Annotated in this window: 14 protein-coding genes and 3 pseudogenes; 6 read left to right on the top strand and 11 right to left on the bottom strand. The window is 67.9% G+C overall.

The window, feature by feature from the left end; genetic code table 11:
- Nucleotides 1-9: 9 nt before the first annotated feature.
- From topA to ID132_RS00075, 3 genes and pseudogenes are all read right to left on the bottom strand, one after another.
- Nucleotides 10-2,804, bottom strand: a pseudogene (gene topA / locus ID132_RS00085) (type I DNA topoisomerase).
- A 220-nt stretch (nucleotides 2,805-3,024) separates the two neighbouring features.
- Nucleotides 3,025-4,395, bottom strand: a complete 1,371-nt coding sequence (locus ID132_RS00080; protein ID WP_193127542.1) for an APC family permease — start codon at nucleotides 4,393-4,395, stop codon at nucleotides 3,025-3,027.
- Nucleotides 4,392-6,008, bottom strand: a complete 1,617-nt coding sequence (locus ID132_RS00075; RefSeq protein ID WP_193127541.1) for an amidohydrolase — start codon at nucleotides 6,006-6,008, stop codon at nucleotides 4,392-4,394. Before ID132_RS00075 ends, ID132_RS00080 begins: the two co-directional genes overlap by 4 nt.
- Nucleotides 6,009-6,130: 122 nt before the next feature.
- Between ID132_RS00075 and ID132_RS15045 the strand changes: the two are divergent.
- Both ID132_RS15045 and ID132_RS00065 read left to right on the top strand, forming a co-directional pair.
- Nucleotides 6,131-6,274: pseudogene (locus ID132_RS15045) on the top strand (LacI family DNA-binding transcriptional regulator); the annotation flags it as partial.
- Nucleotides 6,275-6,422: 148 nt separating this feature from the next.
- Complete coding sequence (locus ID132_RS00065) at nucleotides 6,423-7,136, top strand: substrate-binding domain-containing protein (protein ID WP_328743168.1); 714 nt, start codon at nucleotides 6,423-6,425, stop codon at nucleotides 7,134-7,136.
- A 149-nt stretch (nucleotides 7,137-7,285) separates the two neighbouring features.
- On the opposite strand, the gene ID132_RS00060 is transcribed toward ID132_RS00065, so the two are convergent.
- The 6 genes from ID132_RS00060 to ID132_RS00035 form a co-directional block, all read right to left on the bottom strand.
- Nucleotides 7,286-8,527, bottom strand: a complete 1,242-nt coding sequence (locus ID132_RS00060) for a hypothetical protein (RefSeq protein ID WP_193127538.1) — start codon at nucleotides 8,525-8,527, stop codon at nucleotides 7,286-7,288.
- A gap of 109 nt (nucleotides 8,528-8,636) precedes the next feature.
- Nucleotides 8,637-9,122: an Rv3654c family TadE-like protein gene (locus ID132_RS00055; protein WP_193127537.1), complete on the bottom strand. Its 486-nt coding sequence runs from the start codon at nucleotides 9,120-9,122 to the stop codon at nucleotides 8,637-8,639.
- Between the two features lie 44 nt (nucleotides 9,123-9,166).
- Entirely contained in the window at nucleotides 9,167-9,538 is a 372-nt protein-coding gene (locus ID132_RS00050; RefSeq protein WP_193127536.1) for a TadE family type IV pilus minor pilin, read from the bottom strand.
- Nucleotides 9,539-9,546: 8 nt separating this feature from the next.
- A complete protein-coding gene (locus tag ID132_RS00045; protein WP_125106825.1) occupies nucleotides 9,547-9,747 on the bottom strand; it encodes a DUF4244 domain-containing protein in 201 nt (66 codons plus the stop codon).
- A 46-nt stretch (nucleotides 9,748-9,793) separates the two neighbouring features.
- Nucleotides 9,794-10,723, bottom strand: coding sequence for a type II secretion system F family protein (locus ID132_RS00040; protein WP_193127535.1), 930 nt, complete (start codon nucleotides 10,721-10,723; stop codon nucleotides 9,794-9,796).
- Nucleotides 10,716-11,891, bottom strand: a complete 1,176-nt coding sequence (locus ID132_RS00035; RefSeq protein ID WP_235988145.1) for a TadA family conjugal transfer-associated ATPase — start codon at nucleotides 11,889-11,891, stop codon at nucleotides 10,716-10,718. Before ID132_RS00035 ends, ID132_RS00040 begins: the two co-directional genes overlap by 8 nt.
- Before the next feature lie 131 nt (nucleotides 11,892-12,022).
- Here ID132_RS00035 and acs point away from each other — a divergent pair.
- Nucleotides 12,023-13,956: pseudogene (acs, locus tag ID132_RS00030) on the top strand (acetate--CoA ligase); the annotation flags it as partial.
- Between the two features lie 131 nt (nucleotides 13,957-14,087).
- Here the strand turns inward: acs and ID132_RS00025 are convergent.
- The gene (locus tag ID132_RS00025) at nucleotides 14,088-14,549 is read right to left on the bottom strand and encodes a RidA family protein (RefSeq protein ID WP_193127534.1); all 462 of its coding nucleotides are present in this window, start codon (nucleotides 14,547-14,549) and stop codon (nucleotides 14,088-14,090) included.
- Between the two features lie 27 nt (nucleotides 14,550-14,576).
- Nucleotides 14,577-14,750, bottom strand: coding sequence for a DUF4177 domain-containing protein (locus ID132_RS00020; protein ID WP_328743157.1), 174 nt, complete (start codon nucleotides 14,748-14,750; stop codon nucleotides 14,577-14,579).
- Here ID132_RS00020 and ID132_RS00015 point away from each other — a divergent pair.
- From ID132_RS00015 to ID132_RS00005, 3 genes are read left to right on the top strand one after another with little or no spacing between them, the layout of a single operon-like run.
- Nucleotides 14,722-15,465 (top strand): transglycosylase domain-containing protein, encoded by a 744-nt coding sequence (locus tag ID132_RS00015; protein WP_459562407.1) that lies wholly within the window; start codon nucleotides 14,722-14,724, stop codon nucleotides 15,463-15,465. The genes ID132_RS00020 and ID132_RS00015 overlap by 29 nt on opposite strands.
- A complete protein-coding gene (locus ID132_RS00010) occupies nucleotides 15,381-17,387 on the top strand; it encodes a transglycosylase domain-containing protein (RefSeq protein WP_193127532.1) in 2,007 nt (668 codons plus the stop codon). The genes ID132_RS00015 and ID132_RS00010 overlap by 85 nt, the downstream gene beginning before the upstream one ends.
- Nucleotide 17,388: 1 nt before the next feature.
- Nucleotides 17,389-18,321 (top strand): metallophosphoesterase, encoded by a 933-nt coding sequence (locus ID132_RS00005; RefSeq protein WP_193127531.1) that lies wholly within the window; start codon nucleotides 17,389-17,391, stop codon nucleotides 18,319-18,321.
- Nucleotides 18,322-18,746: the final 425 nt, after the last annotated feature.

The following is an 18,746-nucleotide window of genomic DNA, read 5'->3' as shown; positions in this document are numbered from 1 at the left end:
GCGACGCCACTACTCGGCCGACTCGGTGGTCGTCTTCGTCGTGCGCGCTGTCGCCGGCTTCTTGGCCGCGGTGCTCTTGGCCGTCGTCGTCTTCTTGNCGCCGTCGTCTTCTTCGCCGCGGGCTTCTTCGCGGTGGTCGCCTTCTTCGCCGCCGGCTTCTTGGCCGCCGTGGTGCGCTTCTTCGCCGGGCCCTTCGCCCGCTTTTCGGCGATCATCTCGACGGCGCGCGCGAAGGTGATCGTCGAGGCGTCCTGCCCGCGCGGCACCGTGACGTTCGTCTCGCCGTCGGTGACGTATGGGCCGAAGCGGCCGTCCTTCACCTTGACCACCTTGCCCGAAACGGGGTCGGGCTCGGCGAAGTCAAGAATGACCGTCTTCGACTGGCGGTTGGCGTACTTCGGCTGCGCGAAGAGCTCCTGCGCACCCGCGAGGTCGATCGAGAAGATCGACTCTTCGTCGGGCAGCGAACGAGTGTCGGTGCCCTTCTTGAGGTAGGCGCCGTAGCGGCCGTTCTGCGCGGTGATGTCGTTGCCCGACTCCTCGTCGGTGCCGACGACGCGCGGCAGGCTCAGCAGTTGCATGGCCTGCTCGAACGTGAGGGTGTCGGGCGACATCGACTTGAAGAGGGATGCGGTGCGCGGCTTCGGCGCAGCCTTCTTGCGCTTGGCACCCTCGGGCTGCTCGGGCTCGGGGATGACCTCGGAGACGTAGGGGCCGAAGCGGCCGTCTTTCACCACGATGTCGTGGCCCGACTCGGGGTCTTGGCCGAGCACGCGGTCGCCGGCAACAGGCGCGTCGATGAGCTCCTGCACCTTGTCGGCGGTGAGTTCGTCGGGCGCGAGTTCTTCGGGCACGTTGATGCGGCGCGGGTCTTCGCCCTCGCCCTGCGCAACCTCGATGTAGGGGCCGTAGCGGCCAATGCGCAGCGTCGCCGTGTCGGTGAGGCGCGTCGAGTTGATCGCTCGTGCGTCGATCTCACCGAGGTTGTCGACGACACGGCGCAGGCCCGGGTGGTCGTCGTTGCCGAAGTAGAAGCCGCCGAGCCACTCAATGCGATCCTGCTCGCCCGAGGCGATGGCGTCAAGGTCGGACTCCATTTGCGCCGTGAAGTCATACTCGACGAGGTCGGTGAAGTGGTCTTCGAGCAGGCGCACGACGCTGAAGGCGGTCCAGCTTGGCACGAGCGCGTTGCCGCGCCGGTTCACATAGCCGCGGTCCTGAATCGTCGCGATGATCGACGCGTACGTCGACGGGCGGCCGATGCCGAGGTCGTCGAGCACCTTGACGAGGCTCGCCTCGGTATAGCGCGGCGGCGGGGTCGTTTCGTGCGGCTTGGCCTCGGCGCCGGCGACGTCAACCTGCACGCCGGTCGTGAGCTCGGGCAGCTTCGCGTTGCCGTCGCTCGAATCCTGCGAGTTACGGGTCTCGTCGCGGCCTTCCTCGTACGCGGCGAGGAAGCCGCGGAACGTGATGACCGTGCCCGACACCTGATATTCGGTCGCGACCTTCGTCAACGTGCCCGCCGCATCCGGCAGTTCGTGGGCGGCACCCGCGAACGTGATGGTCTGTGTCTGACCCTTCACGTCGGCCATCTGGCTCGCGACGGTGCGCTTCCAGATGAGGTCGTAGAGCTTGCGCTCGTTGTCGTTGACGCCGCTCAACTCGCGCGGGCGGGCGAATTCGCTGCCTGCCGGGCGGATCGCCTCATGCGCTTCCTGGGCGTTCTTCGACTTCGAGCCGTAGAATCGCGGCTTCTCGGGCACCGTCTCGGCGCCGTAGAGCTCGCGAGCCTGGCTGCGGGCCGCGTTGAGCGCCTGCGCCGACAGGTTCGGCGAGTCGGTACGCATATAGGTGATGTGCCCGTTCTCGTAGAGTGACTGGGCGACCGACATCGTCTGTCGGGCCGAGAAGCCGAGCTTGCGCGAGGCCTCCTGCTGCAGCGTCGACGTCGTGAACGGCGCGGCGGGGCGGCGGGTGTACGGCTTCGACTCGATGTTCGAGACCGTGACGTCGATGCTGCCCGCGGCTAGCGCGTCAGCGAGGGCCGTCGCGGTCGGCTCGGTAAGGATCGTCGCGTCGCCAGTGAGCTGGCCGTGGTCGTCGAAGTCGCGGCCGGTGGCGACGCGGCTGCCGTCGACGCGCGTGAGGCGCACGCCGAAGGCCTGGCCGGATGCGGCGAGGTCGGCCTCGACACCCCAGTAGCTGGCAGCGACGAATGCGAGGCGCTCACGCTCGCGGTCGACGATGAGACGGGTCGCGGCGGACTGCACGCGACCGGCGCTCAGGCCCGGGCCAACCTTGCGCCAGAGCACCGGCGAGATCTCGTAGCCGTAGAGGCGGTCGAGGATGCGACGGGTCTCCTGCGCGTCGACGAGGTGGTCGTCGATGTCGCGGGTCTTGTCGCGGGCGGCCTCGATGGCCTCCTGAGTGATCTCGTGGAAGACCATGCGCTTGACCGGCACCTTGGGCTTGAGCACTTCGAGGAGGTGCCAAGCGATGGCCTCACCCTCGCGGTCCTCATCAGTTGCAAGGATGAGCTCGTCGGAGTCTTTGAGCGCCCGCTTCAGGTCGGTGACCGTCTTTTTCTTCGCGTCGCTGACGACGTAGAACGGCTCGAAGCCATTCTCGACATCGACCGAGAATTTACCCAGCGAGCCCTTCTTCTGCTCGGCGGGGAGGTTCTTCGGCTCGATCAGGTCGCGAATGTGACCGACCGACGCCATCACCGTGTAGTCGTCACCCAGGTACTTCGAGATGCTCTTGACCTTGGTTGGTGACTCGACGATGACGAGCTTGTGCGACACGATGTGCTTTCTGTTGCGGGGTTGGGGGTGCGGCGGTACGCGGATGCGTCAATCGCACGCGGGTTGGAGGATGCCCGTGACGGGGAGTGCAGCGCGTTCCGACAAAAACTGCCACGTTGCGCAGAGTAGCGCAACATCAGCGTGCGGCGCCGGGGTTCTCCACAGGGCGAAGTCATTCCTTTATATATGCACTTGTCTCCGAGTGTGCTCGAACCCGACCCTACGCGTCGCGTTCGAGCTGCGCCCGCTCCTCCTCGTCGAGGTGCATGATCGCCTTCGTATCGATGCTCGAATCGGGGATCTTGCGGAAACCCTTCGAGATCACCGCGAGGTAGATGATGCCGATCGCAACCCAGACGAGGCCGACCGTGAGCGCCTCGGCACTGAGCGAGAACCAGAGCCACATGGTGAGCGCGAAGCCGAAGACCGGCAGCACGCCGTAGAGCACGATTGCCTTCGCGCCGCGCTCCTTCGCATCGATGAGGAAGAACTTGATGACCGCGAGGTTCACCATCGAGAACGCCGCGAGGGCACCGAAGCTCACGACCGAAATGACGGTGTCGAGCGGCAGCACGAGCGCGAGCAGCGAGACCGCCGCGACCACGAGAATCGCGTTGCTCGGCGTCTGGAAACGCGCGTTGATCTTGCCGAACAGCGACTGTGGCAGCATCCGGTCGCGGCCCATCGAGTAGAGGACGCGCGAGGTCGAGGCCTGCGAGCTCAGGGCGCTCGCGACGCAGCCGACGATGTAGGCGGCGAGGAAGAACGCCTGCAGCGCCGAGCCGCCGACGAGGCCGAACAGCTCGTTCGGGGCGGTGTCGAGGTTCTCGAACGTCGAGTGGTCGGGCCACACCATGGTGCCGATCCACGAGACGAGCACGAACATCACGCCGCCGACTACAACCGTGAGCAGCACCGCGCGCGGAACCGTGCGGCGCGCATCCTTCGCCTCCTCGGCGAGGGTCGAGACCGCGTCGAATCCGAGGAACGAGAGCGCCAGGATCGCCGAGCCCGCGACCACGGTCGCGAAGTCGGGCCCAACCGCGAAGGGTGCGGTCGCGCTCGCGTCGGGCGAGAACTTGCCGAGGGCGAGCACCACGAAGAAGACGAGGAACAGCACCTGGAACGCGACGAGCAGTACGTTGATGTTGCGCACGACCTCGATGCCGATGATGTTGAGCACCGTGACGAGCGCGATCGCGAGCACGATGACGAGCCACACCGGCACATCCGGAAACTGGCTGTTTACGTAGAGCCCGACGAGCATGTAGTTGAGCATCGGCAGCAGCATGTAGTCGACCATGAGGCCCCAACCGGTGACGAAACCGACGCCGCGGCCGAACGCCTGGCGCGCGTAGCCGTAGGCGCTGCCCGCGGTCGGCAGGCGGCGCACAATGCTCGCGTAGCTCAGCGCCGTGAAGAGCATCGCGATAGTCGTCACGATGTAGGCGAGCGGCAGGCGGCCGCCGGTGATGTCGCTGACGACACCGTAGGTGCTGAAGATCGTGAGCGGCACCATGTAGGCGATGCCGAACATGAGCAGGGTCGGGGTGCCCATCGCTCGCTTGAGCTGCGGCTGGTTCGTGGTCATGCCGTCGTACCTTTCGAAGATGCGTACTGCGCCACCACGACGCCGTCGAGCGTGGTGGCAAGGATGCGAATGTCGGTGACGTCGTGCGGTGACGCGGTGATGGGGTCGGCGGCCCAGATAGTGAAGTCGGCGGGTTCACCCGGCCGCAGACCGCTGCCGGTCTCGCCGATGGATGCGCGGCCGGCGGTCGTGTAGCCCGCGAGGATCTGCTCTGGCGTCAGGGCTTGCTGCGCGCCGACCGCCGGGCTGTCTTGGTCGTGCGGGTGCCGGAGCTGCGCATCCGCGAAGGTGATGCGCGGGTCGTACGGCGCGACCGGCCAGTCGCTCGCGAGCGCCTGCACGATGCCGGCCGCCGCGAAGTCGCCCGTGCGGAAGCCTTGCTGGTTGCGGGGCTCGCCGAGCCGCTGCGACCACGAGTCATGCTGGTCGGGATGCACGAAGAGCGTGCAGTGGGTCGGCTGCACGCAGACGGCGATGTCGTGCTTGGCGAGGATCTCGACGGTCTCGTCGTCGGCGAGTTCGAGGTGTTCGATGCGGTGCTGCACGCCGGTCTTCGGCAGCGCGGCAAGCGTCTCGGCGACAAAGCGGACGCCGCGGTCGCCGATCGCGTGGGTCAGGGTCGGCACACCGAGGGCGTGCAGCAGCTGGATGCGCGCCGCGTAGGTCTGCGGGTCGTGCCAGAAGCCGGCGCGGCCCTCGCCCTCGGTGTCGGGCTCGTGCAGCCAGGCCGTGCCGTTGTCGATCGTGCCGTCGATGAAGAGCTTGACGCCCTCGAGGCGCCAGCGACGGCCGTGTCGACCGAGACCGGCGACGAGCTCGCGCACCTGCTGCTCGGTGAGGTCGGGCGTGCACCAGGGCGCGATGCGCAGGCGCACCGGCAGCTCGCCGCGCCGCTCGAGCTCTTCGAGCACGTCGGTGACGGCGTCGCCGCCCTGCGCGTCGGCGACGACGAGCGAGGTGAGGCCGGTCGCGGCCATGCCGTGCAGCAGTTCGTCGAGCTTGTCGGCTCGCGCCTCGAGCGGCTCCTGTGGCACGAGGTCCTCGACCTCCCCCATGGCCGCGAACTCGAGGGCGTGGCCCGAGAGCCGACCGTCGGCGCGCGCGGTGAAGCCGCCGCCGTCGACGGTGCGGTGGGGTTCGGTGACGCCGACCTCGCGCAGGGCCGCGTCGGAGAGCAGGGCCGAGTGGGCGTCGAAGAGCATGAGGTAGACCGGCAGATCGGGGCCGACCGCCTCATGAATGGTCGTGTTGTCGACCAGCCCCTCGAGCGCGTTGGGGGCGAGGCCCCAGCCGAAGAGCCACTCGCCTTCGGGAAGTTCTTGGGAGCCCTTCGCGAGTGCGGCGATGATCTCGGCGCGGGTCTCGATTCCAGTGAGGTCAACGCCGCGTGCCATTGAGAGGCCCCAGATGGGGTGGCTGTGGCCGTCGATGAGCCCCGCGGTGATCGTTGACTCGGGATACTCGAGCACCTCGGCGTCGGGATGCGCGGCCCGAAGCTCGTCCCACGTGCCGACCGCCGAGATCTCCCCGTTGACGACGGCGATGGTGTCGCCGAGGACGCGCTCCGGCGATCGCACCGTGTGCGCTCGGAACAGTGTGGTGGCAGTCGTCATGTAGGCGCCCTCCATTGGGTCCGACGTGGTTGGTGTCGACGTTTCCGCTGCTGTGCTGAAACGTTTCGACATCTTGTCACGATGCCGCCGAGACGCGCAAGCATCCCCGTAGGATCGACGACATGGCAGCCGACCGAGTCACGATCCCCCAGCTCGCCCTCGAGCTCGGCGTGAGCGTCGGCACTGTCTCGAGCGCACTCAGCGGCACGGGCCGCGTCGCACCGGCAACGAGGCAGCGCGTGATCGACCACGCCGCGGCCCGGGGCTACCGTAAGAACTCGGCCGCGCGCAATTTGCGGGTCGGCGCGACGCAGGCGATCGAGCTGCACCTGCCGCGGAACGCGCGGCATCTCTCGTTCTACATCGATTTCGCGTTCGGGGTCGTCGACGCGGCCGCAGCCGCGGGGCTGGATNGTGCTGCTCACGACCGCCGACCGGCCGCGCTCGGGCGGCCTGCTCGCCGCCGACGGCGCCGTGTTCATCGACGCCGAGGAGGATTCGGAGCGCCTGCGCGAGCTCATCGCATTTGGCGTGCCGGTGGTCGCCGCCGATGGTGCGCCGGTGCCCGGCCCGAAGCCCAGCCTGTCGATCGACATCAACTACGACGAGGTCATCGGCCACCTGCTGCGATCCGCGGTGGCCTCCGGGGCCCGACGCCCCATGCTCATTGCCCCGGATTTGTCGCTCGCGTCGTCGTGGCGCGACCGCGTGACCGCCGCGTTCGAGCGGTGGTGTGAGCACCTCGGGGTCTCGGGATCGGTGCGCATGTTCCCGGTCAACGGTCCTGATGCCGACATCATCGCGCTCGTGCGCGGCGAGCTCGAGCAGAAGAATGCGCCCGACACGATGATCTTCGCCGGCCAGCGCCTCGCGGCGGTGTGCTCGGCCGCCCTACACATCGGCTACGCGGATTCTGCGGTGCCGTGGATCTCCTCCTGCGCCGGCGACCCGCTCAGCGAGGTCAACGCGCCCCAGATCTCGGCGCTCGACACGCAGCCGCACGAGTTCGGTCGTCGGTCAGGCGAGGCGCTCGCCGGGCTCATTTCTGCGGACAAGCTCCCGTCGTCCACGCACGAGGTGTGGCCGACCCGAATCGCCTGGGCGGAGCACTGGGCTCGGGTCGACTGACCTTCGCCGCGCGCGAGGAGCTCCCGGCGGACCTCGCCACCGAGTTCACGGCCACCGCGGCCGCCGTCCCCGCGGTCGAGGCGAACGTCGACCTGGCTCGGCGCTACTCCCTCGACGAAGACTGCGCCACCGAGCCGGGGCACCGTCGACTATCCGATGATCTCGACGGAATAGGCGAGCACGGTGATTGCCGTCGCCGTGCCGCCGATCGCGGTGTCGTACGACGTCGAGCCCTGCACCTCGACCAGGAGCTTCACGGTGTCACCGGTAATCACGGTCGACAAGAGGTCGTCGCTGGCTGCCAACACGATGGTGTTGATCTCGTAGTCGTACCAACTACCGAGCTGTTCGCCGGAGGTATTCACGCGAATGCCATACGAACCCATGGCGCTGTCGGCCTGAGTTACATAGCCGTAGAGCACGTACTTCTCGCCCGTGTGGCTGTCCGCAGTGCGCTCGAGCAGCTGCCAGTCGCGATCGGAGATTGTGCCGTAGTTCGCGGGGTCGGTCAGCGCCTGCTCTTCTTCGGCTGTAATCCAGGCCTCGTTGCTTGATTCGACGTTGTCCGACGCATTCTCGACATCGCCCACGGCGCCCTCGAGGTTGGTAAGTGCTTCCGAGTAGCCGTCGGCCTCGGCGTGGTCCGCGTCCAGGCCCAACTCCCACTCGAGGGAATTGATTGCGTCCGCGAGTTCCGTGCGCGTGGCGTCGTTGTCGACCTGGCCCGAGGTCGTTTCGAGGAGGCTCTGCGCGTCGGCCATGACGTCGTTGGCGTGGCTCACGTAGTCGTCGTAGTCGGCCTTGGTCTGCAGTGCGGAATCCAGTTCGTCGGTGAGCGCGAGAATGCCCTGGCGGGATTCGTAGATTTCGTCGGCCTGCGCCCGAATCGTGAATGAGTACGCGTGCGGTTCGTCCGCGTCGAGCAGTGCGCCTGCCGCCTCAACGTCGCTCTCAATGTCGGCGACAAGACTCGCTTCGTAGCCGTCGGGCACCTCACTCAGGAGCGACTCTGAGTCAGATATGACGCCGTCGAGTTTGCTGACCTGCTCGCGATAGTCGGCCAGGTTCGGCTCGTTCACGAGCGGAGGCACGATCAGCGCCGCGGCGAGCACGACCACCAGTGCCCCGATCACGACGCGGATCCGCGCCTTCCGCGACGACTGCTTCCGCTTCTTGCGCGGAGGGACGGTCGGCCCCTGAGACGGCGCGCCAGTGCCCTGGTTGCTCGTTGTGGCCGCTGCGGGCCGACCGTATGCGGGGTTGGGCACGGTGGCCGCTGCGGCACGGCCGAACTCGAGCTTTGGAACCGGCTGCGGCAGCGGCGGCAGCTGTGGCATGCGGTTGTCGGGTAACGAAACGTGGTCGTTGGAGCCAGCTACGCCATCAGTCATGGTGGTGTGCGTCTTTCTCGAAAGGCAGCTCGGAACCCGGCTGCGAAGCCGCATGAGGGTGATTTCTCACGCACCTGAACTCTCTCCCGAGCCTCCGACATGACAATCGCTACGGCACCGAATCGGGCAGCCCCGCCCTCGACGACGCGGTCAGAGTGATCCAGCCGAAGTCGAGCGAGACAGTGACGAAGGTCTCGGTCCGGCCGGCGTCGCAGCCGTTGAGGGTGGCGTCGTGTTCGGCAGCGATGGCCGCAGCGCGACCACAAGCATCGCCGGGGATGCGACCCGACGCGGTGTCGGCCGCCGCGAGCGCGGCGGCGTCGGCGGCAACCTGGGCTCGAGTGTTCGCGGCGTGTGCTGCGAGCACGAGGCAGAGCGCGACCGCGATCGACACGGTTGCCCCGATGATCGCCACCGCGAGCACGCTGCCGCTCCCCCGCTCCAGGTGGCGGCGGTGCACGTTCTGGCGCGCCGGTTTCGATCTCCAGCACTTCGCGCCCCGAATCGTCTGCTGCGAATTGCCGCGAGGCACACCCCGCCTCGAGTGCCAGTGCGGCGCATCCCCGTTCACGCGCTCCGAATTCCAGTCAGGCACGTCCCGGCTCGCCCGCCTGAAGCGCGCACCCCACGAATCCCGGCTCATCGGTCGACGTCCCGCAGCGCGCAGGAGGTCGCGTCGGCGCTCACACCGAGTTGCGCGCCGAGCAGTCGGATCGGCACCGTGACGCGCGCGCAGCGAAACTCGCCCGCATCCCACACCTCGGCGCTCGCTCCGTCGCCGTGCCCTACGAGGGCGGCACCGTAGTCGTCGCCTCGCGCCGCGAGCCGAGCGACCTCGCCCGCGGAATCCTGCGCCTGCACGAAGGCGGCCGACCCGACGACGGCGCCGACACAGAGCGCGAGCACGAGCACGACGGCGGGCATGGTGACCGCGAACTCGACTGCAACCGACCCGCGCTCGTCGGCGCGCATCCGCCGCCGCCGCCGCGAACGCGGCCACCACATCCGCATCGCCGCGCCTAACCGAACGCGCTGATGACGAGGTCTTCGATGATCTGGCGCACCGCGTCAGACTGCACAACGGCGACAAGGACGCCGGCCAGCGCTACCGCCGCCATGATCACAATTGCATACTCTGCGGTCGCCGCACCCTGCTCGTCGCGGAGCAGCCGCTGCAACCAGTTGCGGTCGGGAGAATCGGGAGTCGGGGTCTCGGTCATTTCGGTTCCTCTCGTAGGGGTGGATGCACGGCACGTTATTGCGGGATTACCCGATGGTTCGTTGCAGCACGGCGATGACGAGCGGCGCGACCCCGACGGCGAGGAACGCCGGCAGGATGCACGCCCCGAGCGGCAGCATGAGCTGCACGCCGAGCTTCGCCGCCGACTGGGCTGCGTCGGCCCGGGCGCGCGCCCGCTCGAGCGTCGCTTCCGAGCGCAGCAGCTCGCCCGCCGGCACGCCCGCCTCGGCGGCGAGGTGCACGATGCCCTCAGCACGCTCGAAGCCGCTCCCTTCGAGGCGCCACTCGCGAAGGGCGTCGCGTACCGCCGACTTCGCGTGGTCGGCACTGCGACCCGAAAGCATCACCATGGCGATGAGGTCAAGGCCGAAGCCCGGGGTCGTGGGATGCTGCGTCGCCTTCGCGATCATGCGGCGGTTCCAGAGCCAGCCGATGAGCATGAGCACCCCGCCGACAGCGAGGCAGCCGAAGCCGAGCGCGCTGCCCGTGAGCACACCGAGCGTGTCGAACCCGAGCATGGCTCCGAGCACGAGGCCGACGACGGGCAGCAGCATGACGATGCGCGACGCGGATGCGGGGCCGGCCAGCGCGACCTGTACGTCGCGGGCCGACTGTCCGAGATCGCGAAAGCCATTCGCGAGCTGCCGCAGCGACTGCGCGAGCGGAGCACCGGTGCGATTCGCGAGCGCCCAGGTCACGCCGAGGGCCCGCCACGTCGCATCGGGATGCCCCTGCAGCAGCATCCCGGCGTCGCTGCCGCCGCCCACCTCGCGCGCGAGCCGCGCGATCGTCGTCTCTGGCGCGCGGCGCCGTCGCTTCCCCTCGGGCGCCTGCTCAAGGGCATCAGCCTGCGCCACCCGCTGCCAGGCAGAGTCGGGCACGACCCCGCCGCCGAGCAGCGTCGCGAGCCGCTCGACCACGGCCGCGGTGTGCTCGGATTCGTGCCGCTTAGCCACCCGATCGCTCCAGCCGCTTGCCGGTGCGCACGCTCGTGACGCGCAGCCGCCCGTGGTCGTCGAGCCCGAACTCGCCCATGTCGACGAGCTGCCGCAAGCCGCGATCGCGCTCGATGTGCATCACGAGGTCGAGCGCCGAGACGGTCTGCCGCGCCACGGCCTCCTGTGACATGCCGGCGAGCGCTCCGAGGGCCTCGAGTCGCGCGGGCACATCGGCGAGCGAGTTCGCGTGCAGGGTGCCGGCACCGCCGTCGTGACCGGTGTTCAACGCAGCGAGCAGCTCGCGCAGCTCGGCTCCGCGGCACTCGCCGAGCACGAGCCGATCGGGGCGCATGCGCAGGGCTTCGCGCACGAGCCGCTCGAGCGTGACCTCGCCGGCGCCCTCGACGTTCGCCTGCCGCGCCTCCATCTGCACGACGTGCGGGTGCCGGATGCGCAGCTCGGCGACGTCCTCGATCACCACGAGCCGCTCATCCTTCGGCGCCTCACCGAGCATCGCGCCGAGCAGGGTCGTCTTGCCCGAGCCGCCCGCTCCGGTGACGAGGATGTTCGCACGGTCGGCGAGTGCGCGGCGCACAATCTCTTCGGCGTCATCATAGAAAAAGCCGGCCGCGGCGAGGTCGTCGAGGCTGAGACGTGTCGCCCGGGGCGCGCGAATCGAGAGCAGCGTGCCGGTCGTCGACACCGGCGGCAGCACCGCATGCACGCGAATACCCGCGCCAATACGCACGTCGACGGTCGGCGCCGCCTCATCGAGGTGCCGGCCACCCGCTGCGATGATGCGGGTCGCGAGTTCGCGCAGGGCCCGCTCTCCGGGGGCCTTCCACGAGCGGTCGAGCTCGGCGCCCGAGCCGCGGTCGACCCACAGGCCGGTCATGCCGTTCACGAAGAGGTCGGTCACCTCGCCGTCGGCAACGTAGCCAGCAAGCGGGCCGAATGCCTCGGCCTGGCCGCGCGTCAGCTCCCGCCGCGGGCGGGCCTCGTCGGGGCGCCCGGGCCGGGACACGAGCTGCACCTGCGCGGGGCGGTCCGCGGCGCGCTGCAGCACGAAGGGCTCGGGGTCGCCGGCGTCGTAGGCATCAAACGAAGTGCGTTGCATGCGCCCCAGGATGCTCGGCTGGCGAGCCGTGCGCTTGCCGAGCCCATACGCCTGTGGAGAGCCGCGCATCCACCGTCCGAGCGGGAGGCGTTGCGACGCGCCGTGCAACTACCTACCAAAGTTGGTAAGCCGAGCGCGCCCCGAAACCCGAGGCATAGACTTCGCGTGGAGATTCCGCATCACAACGAAGTGAGGTTCCTATGGTTGCTGCCAGCGACGACAAGATCGAGAAGCTCGTCAACCCGATTGAAACGTTCCCGCCGAGCGAGGACTTCATTGCGGGCACGAAGGTCCCCACCGACCTCCGCGATCGAGCGGAGGCAGACCGGCTCGGGTTCTGGGCCGATCAGGCGCGCGAACTCACATGGGGTCAGGAGTTCACAGAGGTGCTCGACTGGAGCGATGCGCCCCGCGCCCGCTGGTTCGCCGATGGCAAGATCAACGCCACGGTCAACGCGGTCGACCGCCACGTCGAAGCCGGCAACGGCGACCGCGTCGCGATCCACTGGGAGGGCGAGCCCGGCGACAAGCGCGCCATCACCTACAACGACCTTCACCGCGAGGTGCAGCAGGCGGCCAACATGCTGCTCTCGCTCGGCATCAAGAAGGGCGACGTGGTCGCNCATCTACCTGCCGATGATTCCTGAGGCCGTCGTCGCGCTGCTCGCCTGCGCGCGCATCGGCGCGATCCACTCGGTGATCTTCGCGGGTTTCTCGTCCGACGCCATCCGCCAGCGCGCCGATGACGCCGACGCGAAGCTGATCATCACCGCGAACGGGTCGAACCGCAAGGGCAAGGTATTCCCACTCAAGCCCACCGTCGATGAGGCCCTCAAGGCTCCGGGCCACACCGTCGAGCACGTGCTCGTCGTGAAGCGCCCCGAGTACGACGTCGAGATGGTCGAGGGCCGTGACCTCTGGTGGCACGAGGCGGTCGCCGACCAGCCCGCCGTGCACGAGGCCGAGGCCTTCGACGCCGAGCACCCGCTGTTCATCCTCTACACCTCGGGTACGACCGGCAAGCCGAAGGGCCTCTGGCACGCGACGGGCGGCTACCTCACCCAGGTCAACCTCACGTTCCGCACGATGTTCGACCTACGCGACGACGACATGTACTGGCTCAGCGCCGACATCGGCTGGGTCACCGGCCACAGCTACCTCATCTATGGCCCGCTGCTCGCCGGCGCGACCCAGGTGATGTACGAGGGCACGAACGACTATCCGTCGCTCGACCGCTGGTTCGAGATCATCGAGAACTACAAGGTGACGATTTTCTACACGGCGCCGACCGCGATCCGTGGGTTCATGAAGACCGGACGCGAGATTCCGCTGCGCCACGACCTCTCGTCGCTGCGCCTGCTCGGCTCGGTGGGCGAGCCGATCAACCCCGAGGCCTGGGAGTGGTTCCGCGACGTCATCGGCTCGGGCAAGACCCCGATCGTCGACACANTGGTGGCAGACCGAAACGGGCGCACACATGATCGCGCCGATTCCGACGCAGGATGCGCTCAAGGCGGGTTCGGCGCAGAAGCCGGTTCCCGGTGTAGTCGTCGAGGTCGTCGATGAGGCCGGCAACCGCGTCAACCCGGGCGAGATGGGCCTGCTCACGATCACCGAGCCGTGGCCCTCGATGGCCCGCGGCATCTGGGGCGACGACGAGCGCTTCAAGGAGACCTACTGGTCGCAGTTCCCGGGCCGCTACTTCGCTGGCGATGGCGCGGGCGTCGACCTCGACGGCGACCTGTGGCTGCTCGGCCGCGTCGACGACGTCATGAACGTGTCGGGCCACCGCCTCTCCACCACCGAGATCGAGTCGACCCTGGTCGAGCATCCCTTCGTCGCCGAGTCGGCGGTCGTCGGCGCGGCCGACGAGGTGAAGGGCCAGGCCGTCGTGGCTTTCGCGGTGCTCAAGCGTTCGCAGGCCGACGCGATCGCGAAGGCCGACGTGCCCGAGGAGCTGCGCAAGTTCGTCGCCGAACGCATCGGCGCCATCGCCCGCCCGCGGCAGGTGTTCGTCGTCGACGAACTGCCGAAGACGCGCTCGGGCAAGATCATGCGCCGGCTGCTCAAGGACGTCGCCGAGGGGCGCACCGTCGGCGACACGACGACGCTCACCGACGCGAACGTGATGGCGTCGATNCCGACAACGTCGCGGCCGGCGCGCAGGACTAGTCCACAGCAAGAAAAACGCCTCGGCGGTGTCGTCTCCGACACCGCCGAGGCCTTTTGTTGTTGTTGCGCGTGGTTACGAGCGGATGCGCGCGCCTACTCGAACGCGACCGTCACCTCGAGCTCGACCGGCGAGTTGAGCGGCAGGGCCGCGACGCCGACGGCCGAGCGGGTGTGGCGGCCGCGCTCGCCGAACGCCTTGCCGAGCAGGCCGGATGCGCCGTTCGCGACCTGCGGCTGCTGCGTGAAGTCGGCGGTCGAGTTCACGAACACCGTGACCTTGAGCACGCGGGTGACGCGGTCGAGGTCGCCGATCTGCTGCTTGATCGCTGCGAGGGCGCCGAGTGCCGACAGCTCGGCGAGCTCCTGCGCCTCTTCGACGGTGACTTCGGCGCCGACGTGGCCGGTCGCTTTGAGGGTGCCGTCGACGAACGGCAGCTGGCCCGAGGTGTAGACCGTGCCGCGGTCGACGAGGGCGGGCACGTAGTCGCCGGCCGGGGCGGCGACGGTGGGCAGGGTCAGGCCAAGTTCGCGCAGGGCGGATTCAACACGGCTCATCTGGGTTCTCCTTCGTAGGGGTGCGGCTTAGGCGGTCGCGTCGTGGGCGAGCGGACGCTTCATGTAGGCGACGGAGCCACCCTGCTCGTTCGTGACGATCTGCACGAGTTCCCAGCCCTGCTTGCCCCAGTTGTTGAGGATTGCACCCGGCGTGTGCAGAGGCAGCGGCGTGATGAAGTACTCCCAGTTGGTCATGGTCATGGCCCTCCGTCGATTTGGTTCTGGCAATGAGATTCGCCCGTGTTTGCGGGCGAGAGTGCCGTGGGGCGGGAGCCAGTTTTCTGAACGCACCGCCCGCAATTACACGTTTCCAATTACCCTAGTTGGCATGCCTAACAACTCCTCCACTGCGCCGAAACGCAACGTCGTTGCGACAATTCTCGGCCTTCTTGGGATGAGCGGTATCGCGGGCGTGTTGGTTGCGGCTCTCGTGACCCCGCTCATTGCCGTTGCCGGTGTTGCGGCGAACTCGTCAATCACGCTGTTCGAATCGCTTCCCGACTACCTCGAGATCCAGCCACTGCAGCAGAAGACCGAGCTCTACGGTGACTTGAACGGCGAGCGCGTCAAGTTCGCCGAGTTCTACTCGCAGAACCGCGTCGAGGTGGCGCTTGACGACATCTCGCCGTACGTCGCCGAGGCCGCGGTCTCGACGGAGGACCCGCGCTTCTACGAGCACGGCGGTGTCGACGTCATCTCGGCGACTCGTGCCCTCCTTGTCGGCTTGATCGGCGACGACGGTGGTGGCGCGTCGACGATCACGATGCAGTACGTGCGCAACCAGCGCGTGCAGGCGGCCGAGGCCATCCTCGACNCGCCACCGAGATCTCGATGGGCCGCAAGCTTCAGGAGATGCGCCTCGCGATCGGCGTCGAGCAGCAGTTCTCGAAGGAGGAGATCCTCCAGGGCTACCTGAACATCGCCCTCTTCGGCGGCCAGATCTACGGCATCGAGGCGGCCGCGCAGTACTACTTCGGGAAGCCAGCGAAGGACCTGACGCTCTCGGAGTCGGCCACGCTGGTCGGCACCGTGCAGAACCCGAACGCGTTCCGCATCGACAACCCCGACAACATCGACGCGAGCACGAACCGACGCAACTACGTGCTCGGCCGGATGCTCGACGAGGGTGCGATCACGCAGGCCGAATACGACGAGGCGAAGGCGGAGGAGATCACGCCGAACATCACGCCGAGCCAGCAGGGCTGCATGAACGCGCAGTACAACGCGCAGTACTTCTGCGACTACGTCGAGAAGGTCGTGCTCAACGACCCGGCCTTCGGCGCGACGTACGACGAGCGCCGCTTCGCGTTCCAGACCAAGGGCTACCAGATCGACACCACGATCGACCTCGCCCTGCAGCAGACGGCGACCGACGCGATCCGCGCCAACTTCCCCGCCGCGATGGAGGGCCTGAAGTTCGGCGGCTCGGCCGTGGCGGTGCAGCCGGGCACCGGTCACGTACTGGTCATGCAGCAGAACACCGAATACGACGGGACAGATGCGGCGAAGGATAATCCCGCGCTGACGTCGATCAACTTCAACACGGACTACGACTACGGCAACTCCGCGGGCTTCCCGCCCGGGTCGACCTACAAGGTCTTCACCTTGGCGAACTGGCTGCAATCCGGCCATTCGCTCTACGAGAGCTTCAACGCGGCCGACCGCAAATATGGCCCCTTCTACCAGTCGTGCGACCGACCGGGCAGTAACGAGGCCTACGGGCCGGGCAACGACGCGGGGGCGAATTTCGGCAATATCAACGCGCTGCAGGCGACGCAGGACTCGATCAACACCGGCTTCCTCGCGATGGCCGAGAAGCTCGACCAGTGCACCACCGCCGACATTGCGGAGGCGCTCGGCGTACACAACGCCAACGGCACGCCGCTCGAGACAAACTCCTCGGACATCATCGGTTCAGGCAGCAACAACGTTGCGCCGCTGTCGCTCGCCACGGCGTTCGCCGCGATCGCGAACAATGGCGAGTCCTGCAGCCCCATCGCGATCAAGAGCATCTCGCTGCGCGACGGCACCGAGATCGATCCGCCATCGAGCAACTGCACCCAGGCGATCGATGAAAACGTCGCGCACGCCATGGCCGTGGCGATGAAGACCGTGATGTCGGCCGGTTCGGGTAGCGCCTCGAACCCGGGCATCACCTCAGAGATCATCGGTAAGACCGGTACCACCGGTGGCACGATCGGCGACGGTGACGGTGCCGCGTACACCTGGATGGTCGCGGCCAGCTCCGGTTTCTCGCTCGCCGTCTGGAACGGCAACGTCGAGCGGATCGATGGCCGGCTCGCGTCGATGCGTAAAATTGGCCAGGGTTGGACACGTCACGAGGTCGCCCGCCCGATCCTCGCCGCGGGCATCACGAAGTACGGTGCGGAGACGTTCCCGGCACCCACCGGCGACGCCGTCCAGCGCGAGAACGTGACCGTGCCGAATGTCGTGGGGATGTCGGTCGATGCGGCCACCTCGGCGCTCGAATCGGCGGGCTTCACCGTGACGGTGGGCGACTCGGTCGCCTCCGAGGAGGCCTCAGGCACCGTCGCACGCACGAACCCTTCCGCGAACACGAGCGCGCAAGAGGGTTCAAGCGTGACCATCAGCCCGTCGAGCGGTGGCAGCGATTCGACGGACGGCATCGCGATGCCAGACATCGTCGGCAAGTCCTATGACGAGGCAGTGGATGCGCTTTCGGCGGCGGGGCTCGGCGACCAAGGCACGCAGTTCCAGTGGCAGGGGTCGAAGGACAAGCCCGTCAAGAGCACCTCGCCCGCCGCCGGTGAGATCGTCGGACCCGACGACACCGTGACCATTCAGGCCGAAGACTAAGGTGCGCATCACGCGTCTTCTCGGGACCGGGGCCGCCACGCTGATTGCGGGCGGCCTCGGTTTCGTTGCCTGGGCTGCGGCCATCGAGCGCCGCCGATTTACGCTGCGTCGCTACGAGTTGCCGGTGCTGCCTGCGGGCTCGACGCCGGTGAAGGTGCTGCACCTCGCCGACTTCCACTTCGCGCCCGGACAGCGCAAGAAGCAGCGCTTCGTGCGTGGCCTCGCGAAGCACGAGCCCGACCTCGTCATTGCGACGGGCGACAACTACGGCCACCGTGACGGCCTCGCTGGCATCGCCGAGATGCTCGAGCCGTTCCGCGGCGTGCCTGGGCTCAGCGTGTTCGGCTCGAACGACTACTACGGGCCGATCTTCAAGAACCCGTTCACCTACTTCACTGGCAAGAAGATCAAGGTCGAGCGCCAGCCCGACCTCGATGAGGCCGGCCTGCGTCAGCTGCTGTTTGATGACCTCGGATGGGTCGACCTCACGAACTCGGCCGCGATCGTGCGGGCGGGCGGGATGCGCATCCGCGCGGTTGGCGTCGACGACCCGCACATCCACCTCGACAAGCCGGATGCGGCGCTCGCCGACCTCGAGCGGCTCGCCCGCCGCGGCGGCGAGTGGGATGTCACGCTCGGGCTCGTGCATGCTCCGTACCAGCGCATTCTCAATCGCTATGTCGAGGACACCGACGTCGCGGCGATCTTCGCCGGCCACACCCACGGTGGGCAGGTCTGCTTCCCGGGTCGGCGCGCGATCATCGCGAACTGCGACCTGCCGAAGGACCAGGCCGGTGGCGTTTCGGACTGGACGGCCGGTGGCCGGACCGTGCCGCTGCACGTGTCGCGCGGACTCGGCACGTCGATCTACGCGCCGTACCGCACGTTTTGTCCGCCGGAGGCCTCGCTCATCACGCTGACCGCGCGCAACTAGGTGCTGCCACGTGTCACGAATCACGTGATTGGCGGGCATTGCGCGTGCCGCTCGCCGCGAATCGCGTGATTGGACGGCCCCCCAATTTGGGGTAGTATTGACGAGTTGCCGACCTGGTTGGNTTCAAATCCTGTCATCCCGACGTTGGTGAAGTCGCGGGGTATCCAGTAGTGGATGCCCCGCGACTTTGTTGTATCGGCGCACGACGACGCACGTCCAATCGCCTCACCGAGTGCGCTGCGGGCAACGGGCATGCGGCAGCGAGCAGCGAGCCTAGGGTAGCGACGATTGCGAGCTCGCTGTCTTGTTGACGTACGTGTAGGCGGCGGGGTACCTAGCGCCCGGGCCTGAGGACGCGTGGGGGCAGGCAGAGCCCTCCCCCGCGTTACCAGCCGCGCCCGACCGTCTCGGGCAGCGGGGTCGGT

Source organism: Gulosibacter sediminis (assembly GCF_014904065.1).
GTDB classification, from domain to species: Bacteria; Actinomycetota; Actinomycetes; order Actinomycetales; family Microbacteriaceae; genus Gulosibacter; species Gulosibacter sediminis.
Note: the sequence above shows the minus strand (reverse complement) of the source record. Positions and strands in the feature narration are given on the sequence as shown.